The 19,069-nt window shown below is 67.7% G+C and carries 29 protein-coding genes; 26 read left to right on the forward strand and 3 right to left on the reverse strand.

Annotation, left to right across the window (positions count from 1 at the left end):
- Position 1: 1 nt before the first annotated feature.
- From rplP to truA, 23 genes are all read left to right on the forward strand, one after another.
- Positions 2 to 421 carry a 50S ribosomal protein L16 gene (gene rplP / locus ACZ4YY_RS19000; protein WP_468291085.1) on the forward strand — a complete coding sequence of 140 codons (420 nt, stop codon included), beginning with the start codon at positions 2 to 4 and terminating at the stop codon, positions 419 to 421.
- Positions 421 to 645 carry a 50S ribosomal protein L29 gene (gene rpmC / locus ACZ4YY_RS19005; RefSeq protein ID WP_007494763.1) on the forward strand — a complete coding sequence of 75 codons (225 nt, stop codon included), beginning with the start codon at positions 421 to 423 and terminating at the stop codon, positions 643 to 645. The genes rplP and rpmC overlap by 1 nt, the downstream gene beginning before the upstream one ends.
- The gene (rpsQ, locus tag ACZ4YY_RS19010; protein WP_263231444.1) at positions 642 to 926 is read left to right on the forward strand and encodes a 30S ribosomal protein S17; all 285 of its coding nucleotides are present in this window, start codon (positions 642 to 644) and stop codon (positions 924 to 926) included. The genes rpmC and rpsQ overlap by 4 nt, the downstream gene beginning before the upstream one ends.
- A gap of 97 nt (positions 927 to 1,023) precedes the next feature.
- Positions 1,024 to 1,392 carry a 50S ribosomal protein L14 gene (rplN, locus tag ACZ4YY_RS19015; protein ID WP_003998823.1) on the forward strand — a complete coding sequence of 123 codons (369 nt, stop codon included), beginning with the start codon at positions 1,024 to 1,026 and terminating at the stop codon, positions 1,390 to 1,392.
- Between the two features lie 2 nt (positions 1,393 to 1,394).
- Positions 1,395 to 1,718 carry a 50S ribosomal protein L24 gene (gene rplX, locus ACZ4YY_RS19020; protein ID WP_055632348.1) on the forward strand — a complete coding sequence of 108 codons (324 nt, stop codon included), beginning with the start codon at positions 1,395 to 1,397 and terminating at the stop codon, positions 1,716 to 1,718.
- Entirely contained in the window at positions 1,718 to 2,275 is a 558-nt protein-coding gene (gene rplE / locus ACZ4YY_RS19025; protein ID WP_016434630.1) for a 50S ribosomal protein L5, read from the forward strand. The genes rplX and rplE overlap by 1 nt, the downstream gene beginning before the upstream one ends.
- Before the next feature lie 5 nt (positions 2,276 to 2,280).
- A complete protein-coding gene (locus ACZ4YY_RS19030) occupies positions 2,281 to 2,466 on the forward strand; it encodes a type Z 30S ribosomal protein S14 (protein WP_003948630.1) in 186 nt (61 codons plus the stop codon).
- A 210-nt stretch (positions 2,467 to 2,676) separates the two neighbouring features.
- On the forward strand, positions 2,677 to 3,075 hold the full coding sequence (rpsH, locus tag ACZ4YY_RS19035; RefSeq protein ID WP_468291089.1) for a 30S ribosomal protein S8: 399 nt from the start codon (positions 2,677 to 2,679) through the stop codon (positions 3,073 to 3,075).
- A 24-nt stretch (positions 3,076 to 3,099) separates the two neighbouring features.
- Positions 3,100 to 3,639, forward strand: a complete 540-nt coding sequence (rplF, locus tag ACZ4YY_RS19040) for a 50S ribosomal protein L6 (RefSeq protein WP_468291092.1) — start codon at positions 3,100 to 3,102, stop codon at positions 3,637 to 3,639.
- 2 nt (positions 3,640 to 3,641) lie between these two features.
- A complete protein-coding gene (gene rplR, locus ACZ4YY_RS19045) occupies positions 3,642 to 4,022 on the forward strand; it encodes a 50S ribosomal protein L18 (protein ID WP_468291095.1) in 381 nt (126 codons plus the stop codon).
- A gap of 43 nt (positions 4,023 to 4,065) precedes the next feature.
- Positions 4,066 to 4,671 (forward strand): 30S ribosomal protein S5, encoded by a 606-nt coding sequence (rpsE, locus tag ACZ4YY_RS19050; RefSeq protein WP_003998815.1) that lies wholly within the window; start codon positions 4,066 to 4,068, stop codon positions 4,669 to 4,671.
- Positions 4,672 to 4,673: 2 nt separating this feature from the next.
- Positions 4,674 to 4,856 (forward strand): 50S ribosomal protein L30, encoded by a 183-nt coding sequence (gene rpmD, locus ACZ4YY_RS19055; protein WP_009190145.1) that lies wholly within the window; start codon positions 4,674 to 4,676, stop codon positions 4,854 to 4,856.
- Positions 4,857 to 4,858: 2 nt separating this feature from the next.
- On the forward strand, positions 4,859 to 5,314 hold the full coding sequence (rplO, locus tag ACZ4YY_RS19060; protein ID WP_067018996.1) for a 50S ribosomal protein L15: 456 nt from the start codon (positions 4,859 to 4,861) through the stop codon (positions 5,312 to 5,314).
- 241 nt (positions 5,315 to 5,555) lie between these two features.
- The gene (gene secY / locus ACZ4YY_RS19065) at positions 5,556 to 6,869 is read left to right on the forward strand and encodes a preprotein translocase subunit SecY (protein ID WP_468291098.1); all 1,314 of its coding nucleotides are present in this window, start codon (positions 5,556 to 5,558) and stop codon (positions 6,867 to 6,869) included.
- The gene (locus tag ACZ4YY_RS19070; protein ID WP_468291101.1) at positions 6,869 to 7,531 is read left to right on the forward strand and encodes an adenylate kinase; all 663 of its coding nucleotides are present in this window, start codon (positions 6,869 to 6,871) and stop codon (positions 7,529 to 7,531) included. The genes secY and ACZ4YY_RS19070 overlap by 1 nt, the downstream gene beginning before the upstream one ends.
- A 136-nt stretch (positions 7,532 to 7,667) precedes the next feature.
- Positions 7,668 to 8,504, forward strand: coding sequence for a type I methionyl aminopeptidase (gene map / locus ACZ4YY_RS19075; RefSeq protein ID WP_468291104.1), 837 nt, complete (start codon positions 7,668 to 7,670; stop codon positions 8,502 to 8,504).
- A gap of 197 nt (positions 8,505 to 8,701) precedes the next feature.
- Entirely contained in the window at positions 8,702 to 8,923 is a 222-nt protein-coding gene (gene infA / locus ACZ4YY_RS19080) for a translation initiation factor IF-1 (protein WP_003948620.1), read from the forward strand.
- A 65-nt stretch (positions 8,924 to 8,988) separates the two neighbouring features.
- Entirely contained in the window at positions 8,989 to 9,102 is a 114-nt protein-coding gene (rpmJ, locus tag ACZ4YY_RS19085; protein WP_003998809.1) for a 50S ribosomal protein L36, read from the forward strand.
- 198 nt (positions 9,103 to 9,300) lie between these two features.
- Entirely contained in the window at positions 9,301 to 9,681 is a 381-nt protein-coding gene (rpsM, locus tag ACZ4YY_RS19090) for a 30S ribosomal protein S13 (protein WP_003974244.1), read from the forward strand.
- A 68-nt stretch (positions 9,682 to 9,749) separates the two neighbouring features.
- Positions 9,750 to 10,154, forward strand: coding sequence for a 30S ribosomal protein S11 (gene rpsK, locus ACZ4YY_RS19095; RefSeq protein ID WP_010354218.1), 405 nt, complete (start codon positions 9,750 to 9,752; stop codon positions 10,152 to 10,154).
- Between the two features lie 275 nt (positions 10,155 to 10,429).
- Positions 10,430 to 11,452 carry a DNA-directed RNA polymerase subunit alpha gene (locus tag ACZ4YY_RS19100; RefSeq protein WP_003966937.1) on the forward strand — a complete coding sequence of 341 codons (1,023 nt, stop codon included), beginning with the start codon at positions 10,430 to 10,432 and terminating at the stop codon, positions 11,450 to 11,452.
- Positions 11,453 to 11,632: 180 nt separating this feature from the next.
- Positions 11,633 to 12,151, forward strand: coding sequence for a 50S ribosomal protein L17 (gene rplQ, locus ACZ4YY_RS19105; RefSeq protein ID WP_468291107.1), 519 nt, complete (start codon positions 11,633 to 11,635; stop codon positions 12,149 to 12,151).
- 84 nt (positions 12,152 to 12,235) lie between these two features.
- Positions 12,236 to 13,090 (forward strand): tRNA pseudouridine(38-40) synthase TruA, encoded by an 855-nt coding sequence (truA, locus tag ACZ4YY_RS19110; protein WP_468291110.1) that lies wholly within the window; start codon positions 12,236 to 12,238, stop codon positions 13,088 to 13,090.
- 8 nt (positions 13,091 to 13,098) lie between these two features.
- Here the strand turns inward: truA and ACZ4YY_RS19115 are convergent, their stop codons facing one another.
- Entirely contained in the window at positions 13,099 to 13,977 is an 879-nt protein-coding gene (locus tag ACZ4YY_RS19115; RefSeq protein WP_468291113.1) for a hypothetical protein, read from the reverse strand.
- 330 nt (positions 13,978 to 14,307) lie between these two features.
- Here ACZ4YY_RS19115 and rplM point away from each other — a divergent pair, with 330 nt between their 5' ends.
- The 3 genes from rplM to glmM all read left to right on the forward strand — a co-directional run bounded on the left by rplM (position 14,308) and on the right by glmM (position 16,884).
- Entirely contained in the window at positions 14,308 to 14,751 is a 444-nt protein-coding gene (gene rplM, locus ACZ4YY_RS19120) for a 50S ribosomal protein L13 (protein ID WP_031034795.1), read from the forward strand.
- Between the two features lie 44 nt (positions 14,752 to 14,795).
- Positions 14,796 to 15,308 (forward strand): 30S ribosomal protein S9, encoded by a 513-nt coding sequence (gene rpsI, locus ACZ4YY_RS19125; RefSeq protein WP_468291116.1) that lies wholly within the window; start codon positions 14,796 to 14,798, stop codon positions 15,306 to 15,308.
- Positions 15,309 to 15,525: 217 nt separating this feature from the next.
- Positions 15,526 to 16,884: a phosphoglucosamine mutase gene (gene glmM / locus ACZ4YY_RS19130; protein WP_468291119.1), complete on the forward strand. Its 1,359-nt coding sequence runs from the start codon at positions 15,526 to 15,528 to the stop codon at positions 16,882 to 16,884.
- A gap of 190 nt (positions 16,885 to 17,074) precedes the next feature.
- Here the strand turns inward: glmM and ACZ4YY_RS19135 are convergent, their stop codons facing one another.
- Positions 17,075 to 18,016: a DUF389 domain-containing protein gene (locus tag ACZ4YY_RS19135; RefSeq protein WP_468291122.1), complete on the reverse strand. Its 942-nt coding sequence runs from the start codon at positions 18,014 to 18,016 to the stop codon at positions 17,075 to 17,077.
- Positions 18,017 to 18,060: 44 nt separating this feature from the next.
- On the reverse strand, positions 18,061 to 19,050 hold the full coding sequence (gene coaA, locus ACZ4YY_RS19140; protein ID WP_468291125.1) for a type I pantothenate kinase: 990 nt from the start codon (positions 19,048 to 19,050) through the stop codon (positions 18,061 to 18,063).
- Between the last annotated feature and the right edge of the window lie 19 nt (positions 19,051 to 19,069).

Below are 19,069 nucleotides of genomic sequence, written 5' to 3' on the forward strand. Positions count from 1 at the left end.
CATGCTGATCCCCCGTAGGGTCAAGCACCGCAAGCAGCACCACCCCAAGCGCAGCGGCGCTGCCAAGGGCGGCACGCAGGTTGCGTTCGGCGAGTACGGCATCCAGGCGCTGACCCCGGCCTACGTGACGAACCGCCAGATCGAGGCAGCTCGTATCGCGATGACCCGTCACATCAAGCGTGGCGGCAAGGTCTGGATCAACATCTACCCGGACCGTCCCCTCACCAAGAAGCCGGCCGAGACCCGCATGGGTTCCGGTAAGGGTTCGCCGGAGTGGTGGATCGCGAACGTCAAGCCCGGACGTGTGATGTTCGAGATGTCGTACCCCAACGAGAAGATCGCCCGTGAGGCGCTCCTTCGTGCGGCCCACAAGCTGCCGATGAAGTGCCGGATCGTCAAGCGCGAGGCAGGTGAAGCGTGATGTCGGCCGGTACCAAGGCGTCCGAGCTGCGCGAGCTGGGCAACGAGGAGCTTCTGGCGAAGCTCCGCGAGGCCAAGGAAGAGCTGTTCAACCTCCGCTTCCAGGCGGCGACGGGTCAGCTCGAGAACCACGGCCGTCTGAAGGCGGTCCGCAAGGACATCGCGCGGATCTACACCCTGATGCGCGAGCGTGAGCTGGGCATCGAAACGGTGGAGAACGCATGAGCGAGAACAACGTGACTGAGAACACCGAAGCGCGCGGCTTCCGCAAGACCCGTGAGGGCCTTGTCGTCAGCGACAAGATGGACAAGACCGTCGTCGTCGCCGTCGAGGACCGCGTCAAGCACGCGCTGTACGGCAAGGTCATCCGCCGTACGAACAAGCTCAAGGCGCACGACGAGCAGAACGCCGCGGGTGTCGGCGACCGTGTCCTCCTGATGGAGACCCGGCCGCTGTCCGCGTCGAAGCGCTGGCGCGTCGTCGAGATCCTCGAGAAGGCCAAGTAATTCTCCTGCGGGCAAACCCGCAGGACAGTTCCGCCAGGCTCCGGGGGCCGTTCGCTGAACGGCCCCCGGGGAACCGGCAGACAAACAGGAGATAGACGTGATCCAGCAGGAGTCGCGACTGCGTGTCGCCGACAACACTGGTGCGAAGGAGATCCTTTGCATCCGTGTGCTCGGTGGCTCCGGTCGCCGCTACGCGGGCATCGGTGACGTCATCGTCGCCACCGTCAAGGACGCGATCCCCGGTGGCAACGTGAAGAAGGGTGACGTCGTCAAGGCGGTCATCGTTCGCACCGTCAAGGAGCGCCGCCGTCCGGACGGCTCGTACATCCGCTTCGACGAGAACGCCGCCGTCATTCTGAAGAACGACGGCGACCCTCGCGGCACCCGCATCTTCGGCCCGGTCGGCCGTGAGCTGCGCGAGAAGAAGTTCATGAAGATCATCTCGCTCGCGCCGGAGGTGCTGTAAGCATGAAGATCAAGAAGGGCGACCTGGTCCAGGTCATCACCGGTAAGGACAAGGGCAAGCAGGGCAAGGTCATCGCGGCCTTCCCCCGCGAGGACCGCGTCCTGGTCGAGGGTGTCAACCGGGTCAAGAAGCACACGAAGGCCGGTCCGACGGCCAAGGGCTCCCAGGCCGGCGGCATCGTGACCACCGAGGCCCCGATCCACGTGTCCAACGTCCAGCTGGTCGTGGAGAAGGACGGCCAGAAGGTCGTCACGCGTGTCGGTTACCGCTTCGACGACGAGGGCAACAAGATCCGCGTTGCCAAGCGGACGGGTGAGGACATCTGATGGCTACCACCACGACCCCGCGTCTGAAGCAGAAGTACCGCGAGGAGATCGCGGGCAAGCTGCGTGACGAGTTCAAGTACGAGAACGTCATGCAGATCCCCGGCCTCGTCAAGATCGTGGTCAACATGGGTGTGGGCGACGCCGCCCGCGACTCCAAGCTGATCGAGGGCGCCATCCGCGACCTCACCACGATCACCGGTCAGAAGCCGGCCGTCACCAAGGCCCGCAAGTCCATCGCGCAGTTCAAGCTGCGTGAGGGTCAGCCGATCGGTGCCCACGTCACGCTCCGTGGCGACCGCATGTGGGAGTTCCTGGACCGCACCCTGTCGCTCGCGCTGCCGCGCATCCGCGACTTCCGTGGTCTGTCCCCCAAGCAGTTCGACGGCCGTGGCAACTACACCTTCGGTCTCACGGAGCAGGTCATGTTCCACGAGATCGACCAGGACAAGATCGACCGCGTCCGGGGTATGGACATCACCGTGGTCACCACGGCGACCAACGACGCTGAGGGCCGCGCGCTCCTTCGTCACCTCGGCTTCCCGTTCAAGGAGGCGTGAGCGAGATGGCGAAGAAGGCTCTGATCGCTAAGGCTGCTCGCAAGCCCAAGTTCGGTGTGCGTGGCTACACCCGCTGCCAGCGCTGCGGCCGTCCGCACTCCGTGTACCGCAAGTTCGGCCTGTGCCGTGTGTGCCTTCGTGAGATGGCTCACCGCGGCGAGCTGCCGGGCGTGACCAAGAGCTCCTGGTAATCCCCTTATTTAGGGATTCCCCAGGCTCTCGGTAAGCATCTGGGTCGGCAGGGGCCCACCTCCGCATGCCTTAGGCTAGTGGGGTTGGGCGTCTGCCGCCCGTACGACTTACTACGCCGTAGGTCCACCGCGCCGCACCCGTCCCGTCTCGGATCGGGGAGAGGGATGGCGCACCAGGAAACCCCGGCGAGAGAGGCCACAGGCCAATTCATGACCATGACTGATCCGATCGCAGACATGCTGACGCGTCTGCGGAACGCGAACTCGGCGTACCACGACTCGGTGTCGATGCCGCACTCCAAGATCAAGTCGCACATCGCAGAGATCCTCCAGCAGGAGGGCTTCATCACGGGCTGGAAGGTCGAGGACGCCGAGGTCGGCAAGAACCTCATCCTCGAGCTGAAGTTCGGCCCGAATCGTGAGCGCTCCATCGCGGGCATCAAGCGGATCTCCAAGCCCGGTCTCCGGGTCTACGCGAAGTCCACCAACCTGCCGAAGGTGCTGGGCGGCCTCGGCGTGGCGATCATCTCCACGTCGCACGGGCTCCTCACCGACAAGCAGGCCGGCAAGAAGGGCGTGGGTGGGGAAGTCCTCGCCTACGTCTGGTAGCAGAAGGGAACGGAGGAAACAGCTATGTCGCGCATCGGCAAGCTCCCCATCGCGGTTCCCGCCGGCGTGGACGTCACCATCGACGGCCGCAACGTGTCGGTCAAGGGCCCCAAGGGCACGCTGACCCACACCGTCGTGGCGCCGATCGAGATCGCCAAGGGCGAAGACGGCACCCTGCAGGTGTCCCGCCCCAACGACGAGCGTCAGAGCAAGGCCCTGCACGGCCTGTCCCGCACGCTGGTGGCGAACATGATCACCGGCGTGACCCAGGGTTACGTGAAGAAGCTCGAGATCAGTGGTGTCGGTTACCGCGTGACCGCCAAGGGCTCGAACCTCGAGTTCGCGCTCGGTTACAGCCACCCGATCGTCGTCGAGGCCCCCGAGGGCATCACCTTCAAGGTGGAGACCCCGACCCGTTTCTCGGTCGAGGGCATCGACAAGCAGAAGGTCGGCGAGGTTGCGGCCAACATCCGCAAGCTGCGCAAGCCCGACCCGTACAAGGCCAAGGGCGTCAAGTACGAGGGCGAAGTCATCCGCCGCAAGGTCGGAAAGGCGGGTAAGTAACCATGGCATACGGGCAGAAGATCCTGAAGGGCGACGCCTACAAGCGCGCCGCGATCAAGCGCCGTCACATCCGGATCCGCAAGCGGATCAACGGTACGGCGGAGCGTCCCCGTCTGGTCGTTACCCGCTCCAACCGCCACATCGTGGCGCAGGTGATCGACGACCTGAAGGGTCACACCCTGGCGTCGGCGTCCACCCTGGACAGCTCGATCCGCGGCGAGGGCGACAAGTCCGCGCAGGCCAAGCAGGTCGGCGCTCTGGTCGCCGAGCGTGCCAAGGCCGCCGGTGTCGAGGCCGTCGTGTTCGACCGTGGTGGTAACCAGTACGCCGGGCGCATCGCCGCCCTGGCGGACGCCGCCCGCGAGGCCGGACTCAAGTTCTGAGTCCTGGTTCCGTAGCTAGCGGAGACAGAGAGAGGTAATTCCAATGGCTGGACCCCAGCGCCGCGGTGGCGGTGCCGGTGGCGGCGAGCGGCGGGACCGGAAGGGCCGTGACGGCGGCGCAGCTGCCGCCGAGAAGACCGCGTACGTTGAGCGCGTCGTCGCGATCAACCGCGTCGCCAAGGTTGTGAAGGGTGGTCGTCGCTTCAGCTTCACCGCGCTGGTCGTGGTGGGCGACGGTGACGGCACCGTGGGTGTCGGATACGGCAAGGCCAAGGAGGTGCCGGCCGCCATCGCCAAGGGCGTTGAGGAGGCCAAGAAGCACTTCTTCAAGGTTCCCCGCATCCAGGGCACCATCCCGCACCCCATCCAGGGTGAGAAGGCTGCCGGCGTCGTGCTGCTCAAGCCCGCGTCCCCCGGTACCGGCGTCATCGCCGGTGGCCCGGTGCGCGCCGTGCTCGAGTGCGCCGGTATCCACGACGTGCTGTCGAAGTCGCTCGGCTCCGACAACGCGATCAACATCGTGCACGCGACCGTGGAGGCCCTGAAGGGCCTGCAGCGTCCCGAGGAGATCGCGGCCCGCCGCGGTCTGCCGCTCGAGGACGTCGCCCCCGCGGCTCTGCTTCGTGCGCGTGCCGGGGTGGGTGCGTAATCATGGCGCAGCTCAAGATCACGCAGACGAAGTCCTACATCGGCAGCAAGCAGAACCACCGCGACACGCTGCGTTCCCTGGGCCTCAAGCGCCTGGGTGACGTGGTCGTCAAGGAGGACCGCCCCGAGTTCCGCGGCATGGTGCACACCGTCCGCCACCTCGTGACGGTCGAGGAGGTCGACTGATCATGGCGGAGAACAACCCGCTCAAGATCCACAACCTCCGTCCCGCCCCGGGCGCCAAGACCGCCAAGACCCGTGTGGGTCGTGGTGAGGCGTCGAAGGGTAAGACGGCCGGTCGTGGTACCAAGGGCACGAAGGCCCGCTACCAGGTTCCGGAGCGCTTCGAGGGTGGCCAGATGCCGCTCCACATGCGCCTCCCGAAGCTGAAGGGCTTCAAGAACCCGTTCAAGACCGAGTACCAGGTCGTGAACCTCGACAAGCTGGCCGCGCTCTACCCCGAGGGTGGCGAGGTCACGGTCGAGGGCCTCGTGGCCAAGGGTGCTGTGCGCAAGAACAGCCTCGTCAAGGTCCTGGGCCAGGGCGAGATCTCCGTGGCGCTGCAGGTGACGGTCGACGCCGTCTCCGGCTCCGCCAAGGAGAAGATCACCGCCGCCGGCGGTACCGTCACCGAGCTCGTCTGACCAGATCAGGCGTCTCGATGACTTGAGCGATCCCGACCGGGGATACCCCACAAATGGGGTATCCCCGGTTGGTCGTTCCTAGGGGAGCCGTGTCGCCGGTAAGGTGACCAGCACTGCCCACCTTCACAAGATGCTTCCCATGGGGCACCTTGAGCGGCAGTGGACCGTTACACATGTCGTTGTTCTTATTCCTCAAGACCGTCACCCTTGACGCAGACGCGCGGGGGTCGCAGGAGGCACCGTGCTCACCGCGTTCGCCCGGGCGTTCAAGACGCCCGACCTGCGCAAGAAGCTGCTCTTCACGCTCGGCATCATCATCGTCTACCGGGTCGGCACCCACATCCCGATCCCGGGTGTCGACTACAAGAGCGTCCAGATCTGTGTGGACGAGGCCTCCGGCAACCAGGGCCTCTTCGGTCTGGTCAACATGTTCAGCGGCGGCGCGCTGCTGCAGATCACGGTCTTCGCGCTGGGCATCATGCCGTACATCACGGCGAGCATCATTCTTCAGCTGCTGACCGTCGTCATCCCGCGCCTGGAGGCCCTGAAGAAGGAAGGCCAGGCCGGCACGGCGAAGATCACGCAGTACACCCGGTACCTGACCGTGGCGCTCGCCATCCTCCAGGGCACCGGCCTGGTGGCCACCGCCCGCAGCGGCGCCCTGTTCTCCGGCTGCACCGTCGCGTCGAACATCGTCCCGGACCGTGCGATCTTCACGACCATCACCATGGTCATCTGCATGACCGCCGGTACGGCCGTCGTCATGTGGCTCGGTGAGCTCATCACCGACCGCGGCATCGGCAACGGCATGTCGATCCTGATGTTCATCTCGATCGCCGCCACCTTCCCCTCCGCGCTGTGGGCCATCAAGAAGCAGGGCACCCTGGCGGACGGCTGGATCGAGTTCGGCACGGTCATCCTGGTCGGCCTGGTCATGGTCGCCCTGGTGGTCTTCGTCGAGCAGGCCCAGCGCCGCATCCCCGTGCAGTACGCCAAGCGCATGATCGGCCGCCGTTCCTACGGCGGGACCTCGACGTACATCCCGCTGAAGGTGAACCAGGCGGGTGTGATCCCGGTCATCTTCGCGTCGTCGCTGCTCTACATCCCGGCACTGGTCGCGCAGTTCTCCAGCGGCAACTCGAGCTGGAAGACCTGGATCGAACAGCACCTGGTCACGGGCAACCACCCGTACTACATCGTTTCGTACTTCCTGCTGATCGTTTTCTTCGCGTTCTTCTACGTGGCGATCTCGTTCAACCCCGAGGAAGTCGCCGACAACATGAAGAAGTATGGTGGCTTCATCCCGGGCATCCGGGCTGGCCGACCGACCGCTGAGTACCTGTCCTACGTGCTCAACCGGATCACCTGGCCGGGTTCGCTGTATCTGGGCCTGATCGCTCTTGTACCGACGATGGCGTTGGTTGGTTTCGGGGCAAACCAGAACTTCCCGTTCGGCGGTACCAGCATCCTGATCATCGTGGGTGTCGGTCTCGAGACGGTGAAGCAGATCGAGAGCCAGCTTCAGCAGCGCAATTACGAAGGGTTCCTCCGCTGATGCGAATCGTCCTCGTCGGGCCGCCAGGTGCCGGAAAGGGAACGCAGGCCACTCGCCTGGCCGAGAAGTTGCGTGTCCCGCACATCTCCACGGGCGACCTGTTCCGCGCCAACATCAGCCAGCAGACGGAACTCGGGAAACTCGCGAAGTCCTACATGGACGCCGGCAACCTCGTCCCCGACGAGGTCACCATCGCCATGGCCAAGGACCGCATGGAGCAGCCGGACGCCGAGCGCGGCTTCCTGCTCGACGGCTTCCCGCGCAACGTCTCGCAGGCCGAGGCGCTGGACGAGCTCCTCGAGACCGAGGGCATCAAGCTGGACGCGGTGCTGGACCTGGAGGCCCCCGAGGAGGAGGTCGTCAAGCGGATCGCCGGCCGGCGCATCTGCCGCAACGACTCCTCGCACGTCTTCCACGTGACGTACAAGAAGCCCGCGAAGGACGGCGTCTGCGACGTCTGCGGCGGCGAGCTCTACCAGCGCGACGACGACTCCGAGGAGACCGTCCGTACGCGGCTGGAGGTCTACCACACGCAGACCGAGCCGATCATCGACTACTACAAGGCGCAGGGCCTGGTCGTGACCATCGAGGCCATGGGCCCGGTGGACGAGGTGACCGGCCGCGCGCTGAAGGCGCTCAAGCGCGAGGACGGCGCGCAGTAGTCGCTCGTACGTCCCTGGAGCCGCGGTTCCCCGCAAGGGGGGCCGCGGCTGCTGTGTGGGGGCCGTGGCCGCCCGCTCGCCCACGTATCGTTGAAGCGTTCGTCCTGTCCTCCGGTCCAGAAAGGCCGTAGTCCCCATGGTGCAGATCAAGAGCCCCGAGCAGATCGCCAAGATGCGTGCGGCGGGGCTGGTCGTCGCGGCCATCCACGCGGCGACGCGGGAGGCGGCGGTGCCGGGGGCGACGACGAAGGACCTGGACGAGGTCGCCCGCAAGGTGCTCGCCGAGCACGGCGCGAAGTCGAACTTCCTCGGGTACGGCGGCTTCCCCGCGACGATCTGCACCTCGGTGAACGAGGTCGTGGTCCATGGCATCCCCTCCGACGACGTCGTCCTCAAGGACGGGGACGTCATCTCCGTCGACTGCGGCGCGGTCGTCGACGGCTGGCACGGCGACGCCGCCTACACCGCGTTCGTCGGCTCCGGCCACTCCCCGGAGCTGATCGAGCTCTCCCGGGTGACCGAGGAGTCGATGTGGGCCGGCATCGCGGCCATGAAGCAGGGCAACCGGCTCGTCGACGTCTCGCGCGCCATCGAGACGTACATCCGCCGTCAGCCGAAGCCCGGCGGCGGCCGCTACGGCATCATCGAGGACTACGGCGGCCACGGCATCGGCACCGAGATGCACATGGACCCGCACCTGCTGAACTACGTCGACCGCCGCCGCGGCAAGGGCCCGAAGCTGGTCCCCGGCTTCTGCCTGGCCATCGAGCCGATGGTGTCCCTCGGCACCCCGCGCACGGAGGTCCTCTCGGACGACTGGACCGTCATCACCACGGACGGGACCTGGTCCTCGCACTGGGAGCACTCGGTGGCGCTGACCGAGCAGGGGCCCCTGGTTCTGACGGCTCCCGACGCCGGCAGGGCGAAGCTGGCGGAGTTCGGCATCACGGCGGCGCCGGATCCTCTGGCGTGAGCGGGATCGAGGCCGTCCGGACCCCCCTGCGTAATGATCTCCGCGGTGGGGCAGGCTTTCCCGATTCGTGTTTCCGGTTGCGCTGACGTAGACTGACTCGTCGGCTCTCGTGTATCCGCATGTCCGCATGCGGCCGCCGCTCATCGCGGCGGGAAAGCAGGAGAGTCGATCAAGGTAGTCGATTCGAAGGGCGAAGCGTGGCCAAGAAGCAAGGTGCCATCGAGATCGAGGGCACTGTCGTCGAGTCTCTTCCGAACGCCATGTTCAAGGTCGAGCTCCAGAACGGCCACCAGGTCCTGGCACACATCAGCGGCAAGATGCGTATGCACTACATCCGCATCCTCCCTGACGACCGGGTCGTGGTGGAGCTGTCTCCGTACGACCTGACGCGTGGCCGGATCGTCTACCGGTACAAGTAGATCTTGCCCCACGCCCCGCGTTCTCGCGGGGCTGCCGGCAACTGACCCGGAGAACCTCACATCCCATGAAGGTCAAGCCGAGCGTCAAGAAGATCTGCGACAAGTGCAGGGTGATCCGCCGTCACGGTCGGGTCATGGTCATCTGCGAGAACCCGCGCCACAAGCAGCGCCAGGGCTGATCGCACACAGACACACCCCTCTGCCTTCCGCAGATACTTCGCGCGACGCGAGCTGAATATGTTCATACGCAGGGCCCAGGCGGGGATTTTTTCTGCCTGACACCCCCGGTTCGGAGGCCGGGGACCCAGTTCGTACCTCGTACGGCGGCTGGGAGCCGGTCCTGTGGAAGACCTCCGAAGATCACCAGGAGCCATTGAATGGCACGCGTTTCCGGTGTTGACATCCCGCGCGAAAAGCGCGTGGAGATCGCCCTCACCTACGTGTTCGGCATCGGCCGGACCCTTTCGCAGCAGACGCTCGCTGCCACCGGCGTGGACCCGAACACCCGTGTTCGCGACCTCTCCGAAGAGCAGCTCGTCGCGATCCGCGAGTACGTCGACAACAACATCAAGACCGAGGGTGACCTCCGTCGCGAGGTCCAGGCCGACATCCGCCGCAAGGTCGAGATCGGTACCTACCAGGGTCTCCGCCACCGTCGCGGTCTGCCCGTCCGCGGTCAGCGCACCAGCACCAACGCCCGCACCCGCAAGGGCCCGCGTCGCGCCATCGCCGGCAAGAAGAAGCCGGGCAAGAAGTAGTCCGCAGCGGACTCGCCGTCCAGCGGTCTTCGCTGTAGGACCGACCACCTCCCGTAGGAGTTTTCGACATGCCCCCCAAGGGACGTCAGGGCGCTGCCAAGAAGGTGCGCCGCAAGGAAAAGAAGAACGTCGCGCACGGCCAGGCGCACATCAAGAGCACGTTCAACAACACGATCGTGTCCATCACGGACCCGGCCGGCAACGTGATCTCGTGGGCCTCCGCCGGCCACGTCGGTTTCAAGGGCTCGCGCAAGTCCACGCCGTTCGCCGCGCAGATGGCCGCCGAGTCGGCTGCCCGTCGCGCGCAGGAGCACGGCATGCGCAAGGTCGACGTTTTCGTCAAGGGCCCGGGCGCCGGTCGTGAGACCGCCATCCGCTCCCTGCAGGCCACGGGCCTCGAGGTCGGCTCCATCCAGGACGTCACCCCGACCCCGCACAACGGCTGCCGTCCGCCGAAGCGTCGTCGCGTCTGATCCACGCGCTCGCGGCGGCTCGGCTCCGGCTGGGGGTGTGGGGGTCGCCCTCCACATGTCGCAGTACGGCTGCCGTCCGCCGAAGCGTCGTCGGCTCTGACCTGACGGTCGTCGCGTCTCACGCGTCGTCTCGCGGCATCGCGGTTGTGTCGGGCGGTACGGCTCCTTTCGGGCCGTACCGCCCGTACCCTTGCAGTACCCGCACTTTTCACCGGGTGCGGTTTCCGTCGGGCGTCAAATAGCGGGCGTCCACGAAAGAAGGATCTGATCCACACATGCTGATCGCTCAGCGTCCCTCGTTGACCGAAGAGGTCGTCGACGAGTTCCGCTCCCGGTTCGTGATCGAGCCGCTGGAGCCGGGCTTCGGTTACACCCTCGGCAACTCCCTCCGCCGCACCCTCCTGTCGTCGATCCCCGGCGCTGCTGTCACCAGCATCCGGATCGACGGCGTCCTGCACGAGTTCACCACCGTGCCGGGCGTCAAGGAGGACGTCACCGACCTGATCCTCAACATCAAGCAGCTGGTCGTCTCCTCGGAGCACGACGAGCCCGTCGTGATGTACCTGCGCAAGCAGGGTCCGGGTCTGGTCACCGCCGCCGACATCGCGCCCCCGGCCGGTGTCGAGGTGCACAACCCCGACCTCGTCCTCGCCACGCTGAACGGCAAGGGCAAGCTGGAGATGGAGCTCACGGTCGAGCGTGGCCGCGGTTACGTCTCCGCCGTGCAGAACAAGCAGGTGGGCCAGGAGATCGGCCGCATCCCGGTCGACTCCATCTACAGCCCCGTGCTGAAGGTCACGTACAAGGTCGAGGCCACGCGTGTCGAGCAGCGCACCGACTTCGACAAGCTGATCGTCGACGTCGAGACCAAGCAGGCCATGCGTCCCCGTGACGCCATGGCGTCGGCCGGCAAGACCCTGGTCGAGCTGTTCGGTCTGGCCCGCGAGCTCAACATCGACGCCGAGGGCATCGACATGGGTCCGTCCCCGACGGACGCCGCGCTCGCCGCCGACCTGGCGCTGCCGATCGAGGAGCTGGAGCTCACCGTTCGGTCGTACAACTGCCTCAAGCGCGAGGGCATCCACTCCGTGGGTGAGCTCGTGGCTCGTTCCGAGGCCGACCTGCTCGACATCCGCAACTTCGGTGCGAAGTCGATCGACGAGGTCAAGGCGAAGCTGGCGGGTATGGGCCTCGCGCTCAAGGACTCGCCTCCCGGGTTCGACCCCACCGCTGCGGCGGACGCGTTCGGCGCGGACGACGACGCGGACGCCGGGTTCGTCGAGACCGAGCAGTACTGAGAGCTCGGGCCAGACGGTCCGTACCTGGGTGCGGGTGCGCTGTGCTTGATCGCGCAGTTCCCCGTGCCCCTTTCCGAGCGGCCCCCTCGGGGCCTGCTCGGATCTCCGACGGGCGACCGCCTGCTCGGATACTGACCCCGGTACCTGATACGGCCGGGGCAGACACCTAGGAGAATCACCATGCCGAAGCCCGCCAAGGGTGCCCGTCTGGGCGGCAGCGCCGCGCACGAGAAGCTGCTCCTCGCGAACCTCGCGAAGAGCCTCTTCGAGCACGGCCGCATCACCACCACCGAGGCGAAGGCCCGCCGCCTGCGCCCGTACGCCGAGCGTCTGATCACCAAGGCGAAGAAGGGCGACCTTCACAACCGCCGTCAGGTGCTCCAGGTCATCACGGACAAGGGCGTCGTCCACACGCTCTTCACCGAGATCGGCCCGCGCTACGAGAACCGTCCGGGTGGCTACACCCGCATCACCAAGATCGGTAACCGCCGTGGCGACAACGCGCCCATGGCCGTCATCGAGCTGGTCGAGGCGCTGACCGTGGCCCAGCAGGCGACGGGTGAGGCCGAGGCCGCGACGAAGCGTGCCGCCAAGGACGCCGACGAGGCCAAGGCCGCGGAGACGACCGAGGCCGAGGACGCCAAGGTCGAGGACGCCAAGGCCGACGAGGCTCCGGCCGAGGAGTCGAAGGACGCGTAAGCGTTCCGCCGCCCTTCAGGGCGTGGGCGGGTCCGTTCCTTTCGAGGGGCGGGCCCGCTTTCGTGTTGCTGAGAGGATCTCTGTGTGAGTGACGAAGTACAGCCCGGGTGCGTACGGGTGCGGCTGGACCTGTCCTACGACGGGACGGAGTTCTCCGGGTGGGCCAAGCAGGCCGCGGGACGGCGGACCGTGCAGGGGGAGATCGAGGACGCCCTGCGGACCGTCACGCGGTCCCGGGAGACGTACGAGCTGACCGTGGCCGGGCGGACCGACGCCGGCGTGCACGCGCGGGGACAGGTCGCCCACGTCGACCTGCCGGAGAGCGTCTGGCGCGAGCACCACGAGAAGCTGCTGAAGCGGCTCGCCGGACGGTTGCCGCGCGATGTGCGGGTGTGGGCCCTGAGGGAGGCGCCGCGTGGCTTCGACGCCCGCTTCTCGGCCGTCTGGCGGCGGTACGCCTACCGGGTCACCGACAACCCCGGCGGCGTCGATCCGCTGCTGCGCAACCACGTGCTGTGGCACGACTGGCCCCTCGACGTCGACGCCATGAACGAGGCCGCCCGGCGGCTGCTGGGGGAGCACGACTTCGCCGCCTACTGCAAGAAGCGCGAGGGGGCCACGACGATCCGCACCCTCCAGGAGCTGAGCCTGGTCAAGGGTGACGACGGGATCATCACCGCCACCGTCCGGGCCGATGCCTTCTGCCACAACATGGTGCGCTCGCTCATCGGGGCGCTGCTGTTCGTGGGGGACGGGCACCGGGGGCCGGAATGGCCGGGCAAGGTGCTCGCGGCCGGCGTACGGGACTCGGCGGTGCACGTCGTGCGGCCGCACGGGCTGACGCTGGAGGAGGTCGGCTACCCGGCCGACGAGCTGCTGGCCGCCCGCTCCAAGGAGGCGCGCAACAGGCGGACGCTGCCCGGGGCCGGGTGCTGCTGAGGGCCGGGCTACCGGTTCGCCGCCGCCGAGGCCTGGGCCTCGCCGCGGCGGCGGATCTGCTGGAAGGCGAACTCGGCGAGGTCGTCACCGGTGGTGAAGACCTGCGTGTCCTTCGTCGTGACGTCCTTGCCGTCGGTGAAGCCGGTGAGGGTGAAGTAGGCGTAGCGACCGTAGGAGTTGGTCGTCGAGCGGCAGATCGCTGCGTTGCAGAACGCCTTCGCGTCGCCGCCGGTCAGGGCCTTGACGATGCTCTTGTTGTCCGCGTCGGCCTTGGCCTTGAGTGCCTGGGCCTCGGTGTCGAAGACGGCCACGCCGACGGTGACCGCGATGCCGTTCTGCGTGTAGGTGACGCGCATGAGACGGGTGCAGCCGTTGGCGGACAGGACCTTGGGCAGGGTGCCCTGGGCGCCGGTGGCACAGCTCGTCGTGTCGGACTTCGCGGCCTTCTTGTAGACGGTGGAGCCCATCGTCAGCTGCGTGCCCGGGAAGAGGATGTCCGGCCCGTTGGGGGACGTGTCCTTGGCCTTGCTGGAGACGAACTCCTTCGGGTCCAGCGGCGGCGGGGCCGTGGTCGGGGCGAAGGACGGGTCGGTGGACGCGCTCGGCAGATCGGCGGTCGCGGGCAGTGAGGAGGTCGGCCGGTTGCCCGCCTCGTCACCGTCGTTCGCCGACACCACGGCCATGGCCACGGCGGTGCCGACGGCGAGCGTCGCGAGCACGCCCCCGCCTATCAGGAACACCCGGCGGCGCTTGTTGCGCGTCTCGGACGCCTCCGCGAGTGCGGCCCAGTCCGGAGTCGGATCCGTGGCGCCGCTGCTCCACGGCTGCTCGGAGTTCGGTTTCCAGGGATCCCACTGTGACGGAGGTCCCCCCTGCCCATAGCTCATGGGCGGCATCTTAGACGGGGCACGGCGGGTGCTGTTCCGTCTCAACGGTCCCCGCGGGGCCGGGCGTTCGCCGGGTCACGCTGTGTGCGCCGGTCGTGACGTGAAACGGGTGGCCGCGCTCGTTTTGACCCGACCGCGGAGCCACGGGTATCCTGCATGTTCGTTGTGTATTGGCTTGCTCATTCTCACGGGACGGGCCCTTACACCGGTCCACCGGGCCGATGACCAGCGACCCGCACGCGGTATGCGTCACCGCAGTGCGGTCAGGGCTGTCGTGATCGCTTCGGTGACCTTGTCAGGACCACTCACTCGAAGCGAAGGCTACGAACCGTGCGTACGTACAGCCCCAAGCCCGGCGATGTGACGCGCCAGTGGCACGTCATCGACGCTCAGGACGTCGTCCTGGGCCGTCTGGCCACCACCGCCGCCACCCTGCTCCGCGGCAAGCACAAGCCGATCTACGCGCCGCACGTCGACGCTGGTGACTTCGTCATCATCATCAACGCCGACAAGGTGCACCTCTCCGGCAACAAGCGGACCCAGAAGATGGCGTACCGCCACTCCGGCTACCCGGGTGGTCTGCGCTCCGTCCGCTACGACGAGCTGCTGGACAAGAACCCCGAGAAGGCCGTCGAGAAGGCCGTCAAGGGCATGCTCCCGAAGAACTCGCTGGGCCGTCAGATGCTCTCGAAGCTGAAGGTCTACAAGGGTGACCAGCACCCGCACGGCGCGCAGCAGCCGCAGCCGTTCGAGATCACCCAGGTCGCGCAGTAAGTCCGGCCACACCACCCCGAGCTGAAGAGAATCTGAGGAGAACCGTGGCCGAGACCACTGCCGAGCAGCCGCTCGAAGAGCTTGACATCGACAGCTACACCACCGAGTCCGAGGTCCCCGTCGAGGGTGAGTACACCTCGGAGTCGCTGGCCTCCCGCTTCGGCGAGCCCCAGCCGGCCGCCGGCCTGGGTCGCCGCAAGAACGCCATCGCCCGCGTCCGGATCGTCCCGGGCACCGGCAAGTGGAAGATCAACGGTCGCACCCTCGAGGACTACTTCCCGAACAAGGTGCACCAGCAGGAAGTCAACGAGCCGTTCAAGGTCCTCGAGCTCGAGGGTCGCTACGACGTCGTCGCCCGCATCTCCGGCGGCGGTGTCTCCGGTCAGGCCGGTGCGCTCCGTCTCGGTGTCGCCCGCGCGCTGAACGAGGCGGACGTCGACAACAACCGCGCCGCGCTGAAGAAGGCCGGCTTCCTCCGCCGCGACGACCGTGCGGTCGAGCGCAAGAAGGCCGGTCTCAAGAAGGCCCGCAAGGCCCCGCAGTACAGCAAGCGCTGATCACCGCTGCCTGCACGTACTCCGAACGCCCCGGCGGCACGCCAACGTGCCACCGGGGCGTTCGTTTTATCGCAGTCGTGGGCGTATAACGGCACAAGGTGCTCAAAGGCTTGTGTGATCGGATGTTCAGGGCATGCAATGCCTGGACGCGAGAGCCGCGCCGACCATCCGTGACGCCGGCACGACTACCGAAACTGACGCTTCCTCAGGAGGGCAAGTGGGACGACTCTTCGGCACGGACGGCGTGCGCGGTGTCGCCAACGCGGATCTCACGGCCGAGATGGCACTCGGCCTGTCCGTGGCGGCGGCGCATGTGCTGGCCGAGGCGGGCACCTTCGAGGGCCACCGGCCGGTGGCGGTCGTAGGACGGGACCCGCGCGCGTCCGGGGAGTTCCTGGAGGCGGCCGTGGTGGCCGGCCTGGCGAGCGCGGGCGTGGACGTCCTGCGGGTGGGCGTGCTGCCGACCCCGGCCGTCGCGTACCTGACCGGCGTGCTCGGTGCCGACCTCGGTGTGATGCTCTCCGCCAGCCACAACGCCATGCCCGACAACGGCATCAAGTTCTTCGCGCGCGGGGGCCACAAGCTCGCCGACGAGCTCGAGGACCGCATCGAGTCCGTCTTCGAGGAGCACCGCACCGGCGCGCCCTGGGACCGGCCGACCGGCTCGGGTGTCGGACGCGTGCGCTCCTACGACGAGGGGTTCGACCGCTACGTCGCCCACCTGATCGCCGTCCTGCCGAACCGGCTCGACGGGCTGAAGATCGTCCTGGACGAGGCGCACGGCGCCGCCGCCCGGGTCTCGCCGGAGGCGTTCACGCGGGCGGGCGCGGAGATCATCACGATCGGCGCGTCGCCGGACGGGCTCAACATCAACGACGGCTGCGGTTCCACGCACCTGGACAAGCTGAAGGCCGCCGTCGTCGAGCAGGGCGCCGACCTCGGCATCGCGCACGACGGGGACGCGGACCGGTGCCTGGCCGTGGACCACACCGGCGAGGAGATCGACGGGGACCAGATCCTGGCGGTGCTGGCGCTCGCCATGCGGGAGCGCTCCGTGCTGCGGTCCGACACCGTCGTCGCGACCGTCATGTCGAACCTCGGCTTCAAGCTGGCCATGGAACGGGAGGGCATCCAGCTCGTCCGGGCCGCCGTCGGTGACCGGTACGTGCTGGAGGAGATGAAGCAGCACGGGTACGCGCTGGGCGGGGAGCAGTCCGGGCACGTGATCATCCTCGATCACGCGACCACCGGTGACGGCACGCTGACGGGCCTGATGCTGGCGGCTCGGGTCGCCGAGACCGGGAAGACGCTGCGGGAGCTGGCGTCCGTCATGGAGCGGCTGCCGCAGGTGCTGGTCAACGTGCCGGACGTGGACAGGTCCCGGGTCTCCTCCTCCGCGGAGCTCGCGGCCGCCGTCGGCGAGGCCGAGCGGGAGCTGGGGACCACCGGGCGGGTGCTGTTGCGGCCCTCGGGGACCGAGCCGTTGGTGCGGGTGATGGTCGAGGCGGCTGACATCGAGCAGGCCCGGTCCGTCGCCGGGCGGTTGGCCGACGCCGTGAAGTCCGCGCTGGGTTAGCACCGGGAGCGCGGGTTTCCTGCCGGCCGGCCGCGGGTTCGTCGCGGCCGGCCGCGCGGTTCCTCAAGCCCTCAGGGCTCCGAACAGAGGGGACGCCCCTGGTAGCTCCGCTACGAGGAGCTTCCGGCGCCTTGCGATCGCATGCCCCAGACGCCGCGAGCTGAGCGGCCTCCCCTTTTGTTCGGAGCTCTCAGAGCTCCGTCTGGTCGCGTCGGCGTTGTCTCGCCCAGAACCACTTCTGGATCATGAGGGTCAGGGTGCCGGCCAGGATGATGCCCAGCAGGTTCAGCAGGAGCTGTTCCGAGGAGCGCAGGGTCTGGTTGGTGTCGCCGTAGACCAGGGCCACGGCCGCGTTCGCGGCGGCCGGGACCGTGGTCACCGAGATGGCCACGCCGACCAGGGCGCCGGACTTCGCGGACGTGAGGGAGAGGGTGCCGGCGGCTCCGGCCAGGACGGCCACGACGAAGGAGAACCAGTCCGGGGCGTAGATGAAGCCCGTGTTCGGACGGTCGGCTTCCAGCTGCTCCTTGCTGAAGAGGTCAACCGCGTCCATGAAGAGGCTGAAGCCCGCCGTCACCGCCATCGCCGCGGCGAAGCCCACCAGCAGGGCGGTCAGGGAACGCAGGGCCAGTCGCGGGGTGCGCTGGACCACCGCGGTGCAGATGCCCGCCAGCGGGCCGAACTCGGGGCCCACCGCCATGGCGCCCACGATCAGGATCGCGTTGTCCAGGACCACACCGCAGGCCGCGATCATCGTGGCCAGGGTGATGAACGCGAGGTAGGTGACGGAGAGGGTCGACTCCTCGCGCGTCGCGTCGGCGAGGTGCTCCCACAGCACCGCGTCCGCGCCCTCTCCCGGTGCCTCCGCCTCGGCCTCGTCGGCGCGCCGGGACAGTGACAGGTCGATGTTCTCGACGGCGATCGAGCCGCAGGCCTCCAGGTCCAACTCCTTCAGTGAGCTGAGGAGTTCGTCGCCCGCCTCGCGTGCCGCGTCGCACAGCACGACATCGCCGGCCGGGTTGCGCGCGGCGCCCGGAAGCACCACCAGGTGGGCGGTGCCGACGGTGTTCTCGATCAGGCGGACCACGTCGTCGGTCTTCTCGGTCGGCGTGATCAGGCGCAGGTGCAGCATGACGCCCTTTCTAACAGGCCGGTGTCACCGCCCGCCGACCGGCGTCACAGCTTGCGCAGACGCAGCCGCTGCACCTTGTGGTCCGGGCCCTTGCGGACGACCAGGGTGGCCCGGCCGCGGGTGGGGGCGATGTTCTCCACGAGGTTGGGCTTGTTGATCGTGCGCCAGAGGGTGCGGGCGTAGTCGAGGGCCTCCTCCTCGGAGACCTGCGTGTACTTGCGGAAGTAGGAGTCCGGCTTCTGGAAGGCCGTCTGGCGGAGCTTCCTGAACCGGCTGAGGTACCAGCGTTCGATGTCCTCGCCGCTCGCGTCGACGTACACGCTGAAGTCGAAGTAGTCGGCGAGGCCGACCCGGGTGCGGCCGTCCTTGCCGGGGAGGGCCGGTTGCAGGACGTTGAGGCCCTCGACGATGAGGATGTCGGGGCGGCGGACGGTGAGCCGCCGGTCGGGGACGATGTCGTAGATGAGGTGGGAGTAGACGGGGGCCGTCACCTCCTCCTTGCCGGCCTTGATGTCGGCGACGAAGCGGGTGAGGGCGCGGCGGTCGTAGGACTCGGGGAACCCCTTCCGCGACATCAGGCCGCGGGCCTCCAACTCCCGGGTGGGCAGCAGGAACCCGTCGGTGGTGACCAGCTCGACGCGGGGGTGCTCCGGCCAGCGGGAGAGCAGGGCCTGCAGCAGGCGCGCGACGGTCGACTTGCCCACGGCGACGGAACCGGCGACCCCTATGACGAACGGCGTGCCGGACTGGGAGCCCTGTTCGCCGAGGAAGGTGTTCAGGGCGCCGCGCAGACCGTCGGTGGCGCCGACGTAGAGGTTGAGCAGACGCGACAGCGGCAGGTAGATGTCCCGTACCTCGTCGAGGTCGATGACGTCGCCGAGGCCGCGCAGCTTCTCGACCTCCTCGGCGGTCAGCGGCAGCGGCGTCTTGTCGCGCAGCGCGCTCCACTCGCGGCGGGTGAGGTCGACGTAGGGAGTCGCCTCCGGCCTGTGCCGGTGGGCGCTCCGGGGGATCGGGGAGACCGGAGAGATCACAGTCCATTGTTAACGGAGT

The organism is Streptomyces sp. NPDC030143 (assembly GCF_055573695.1).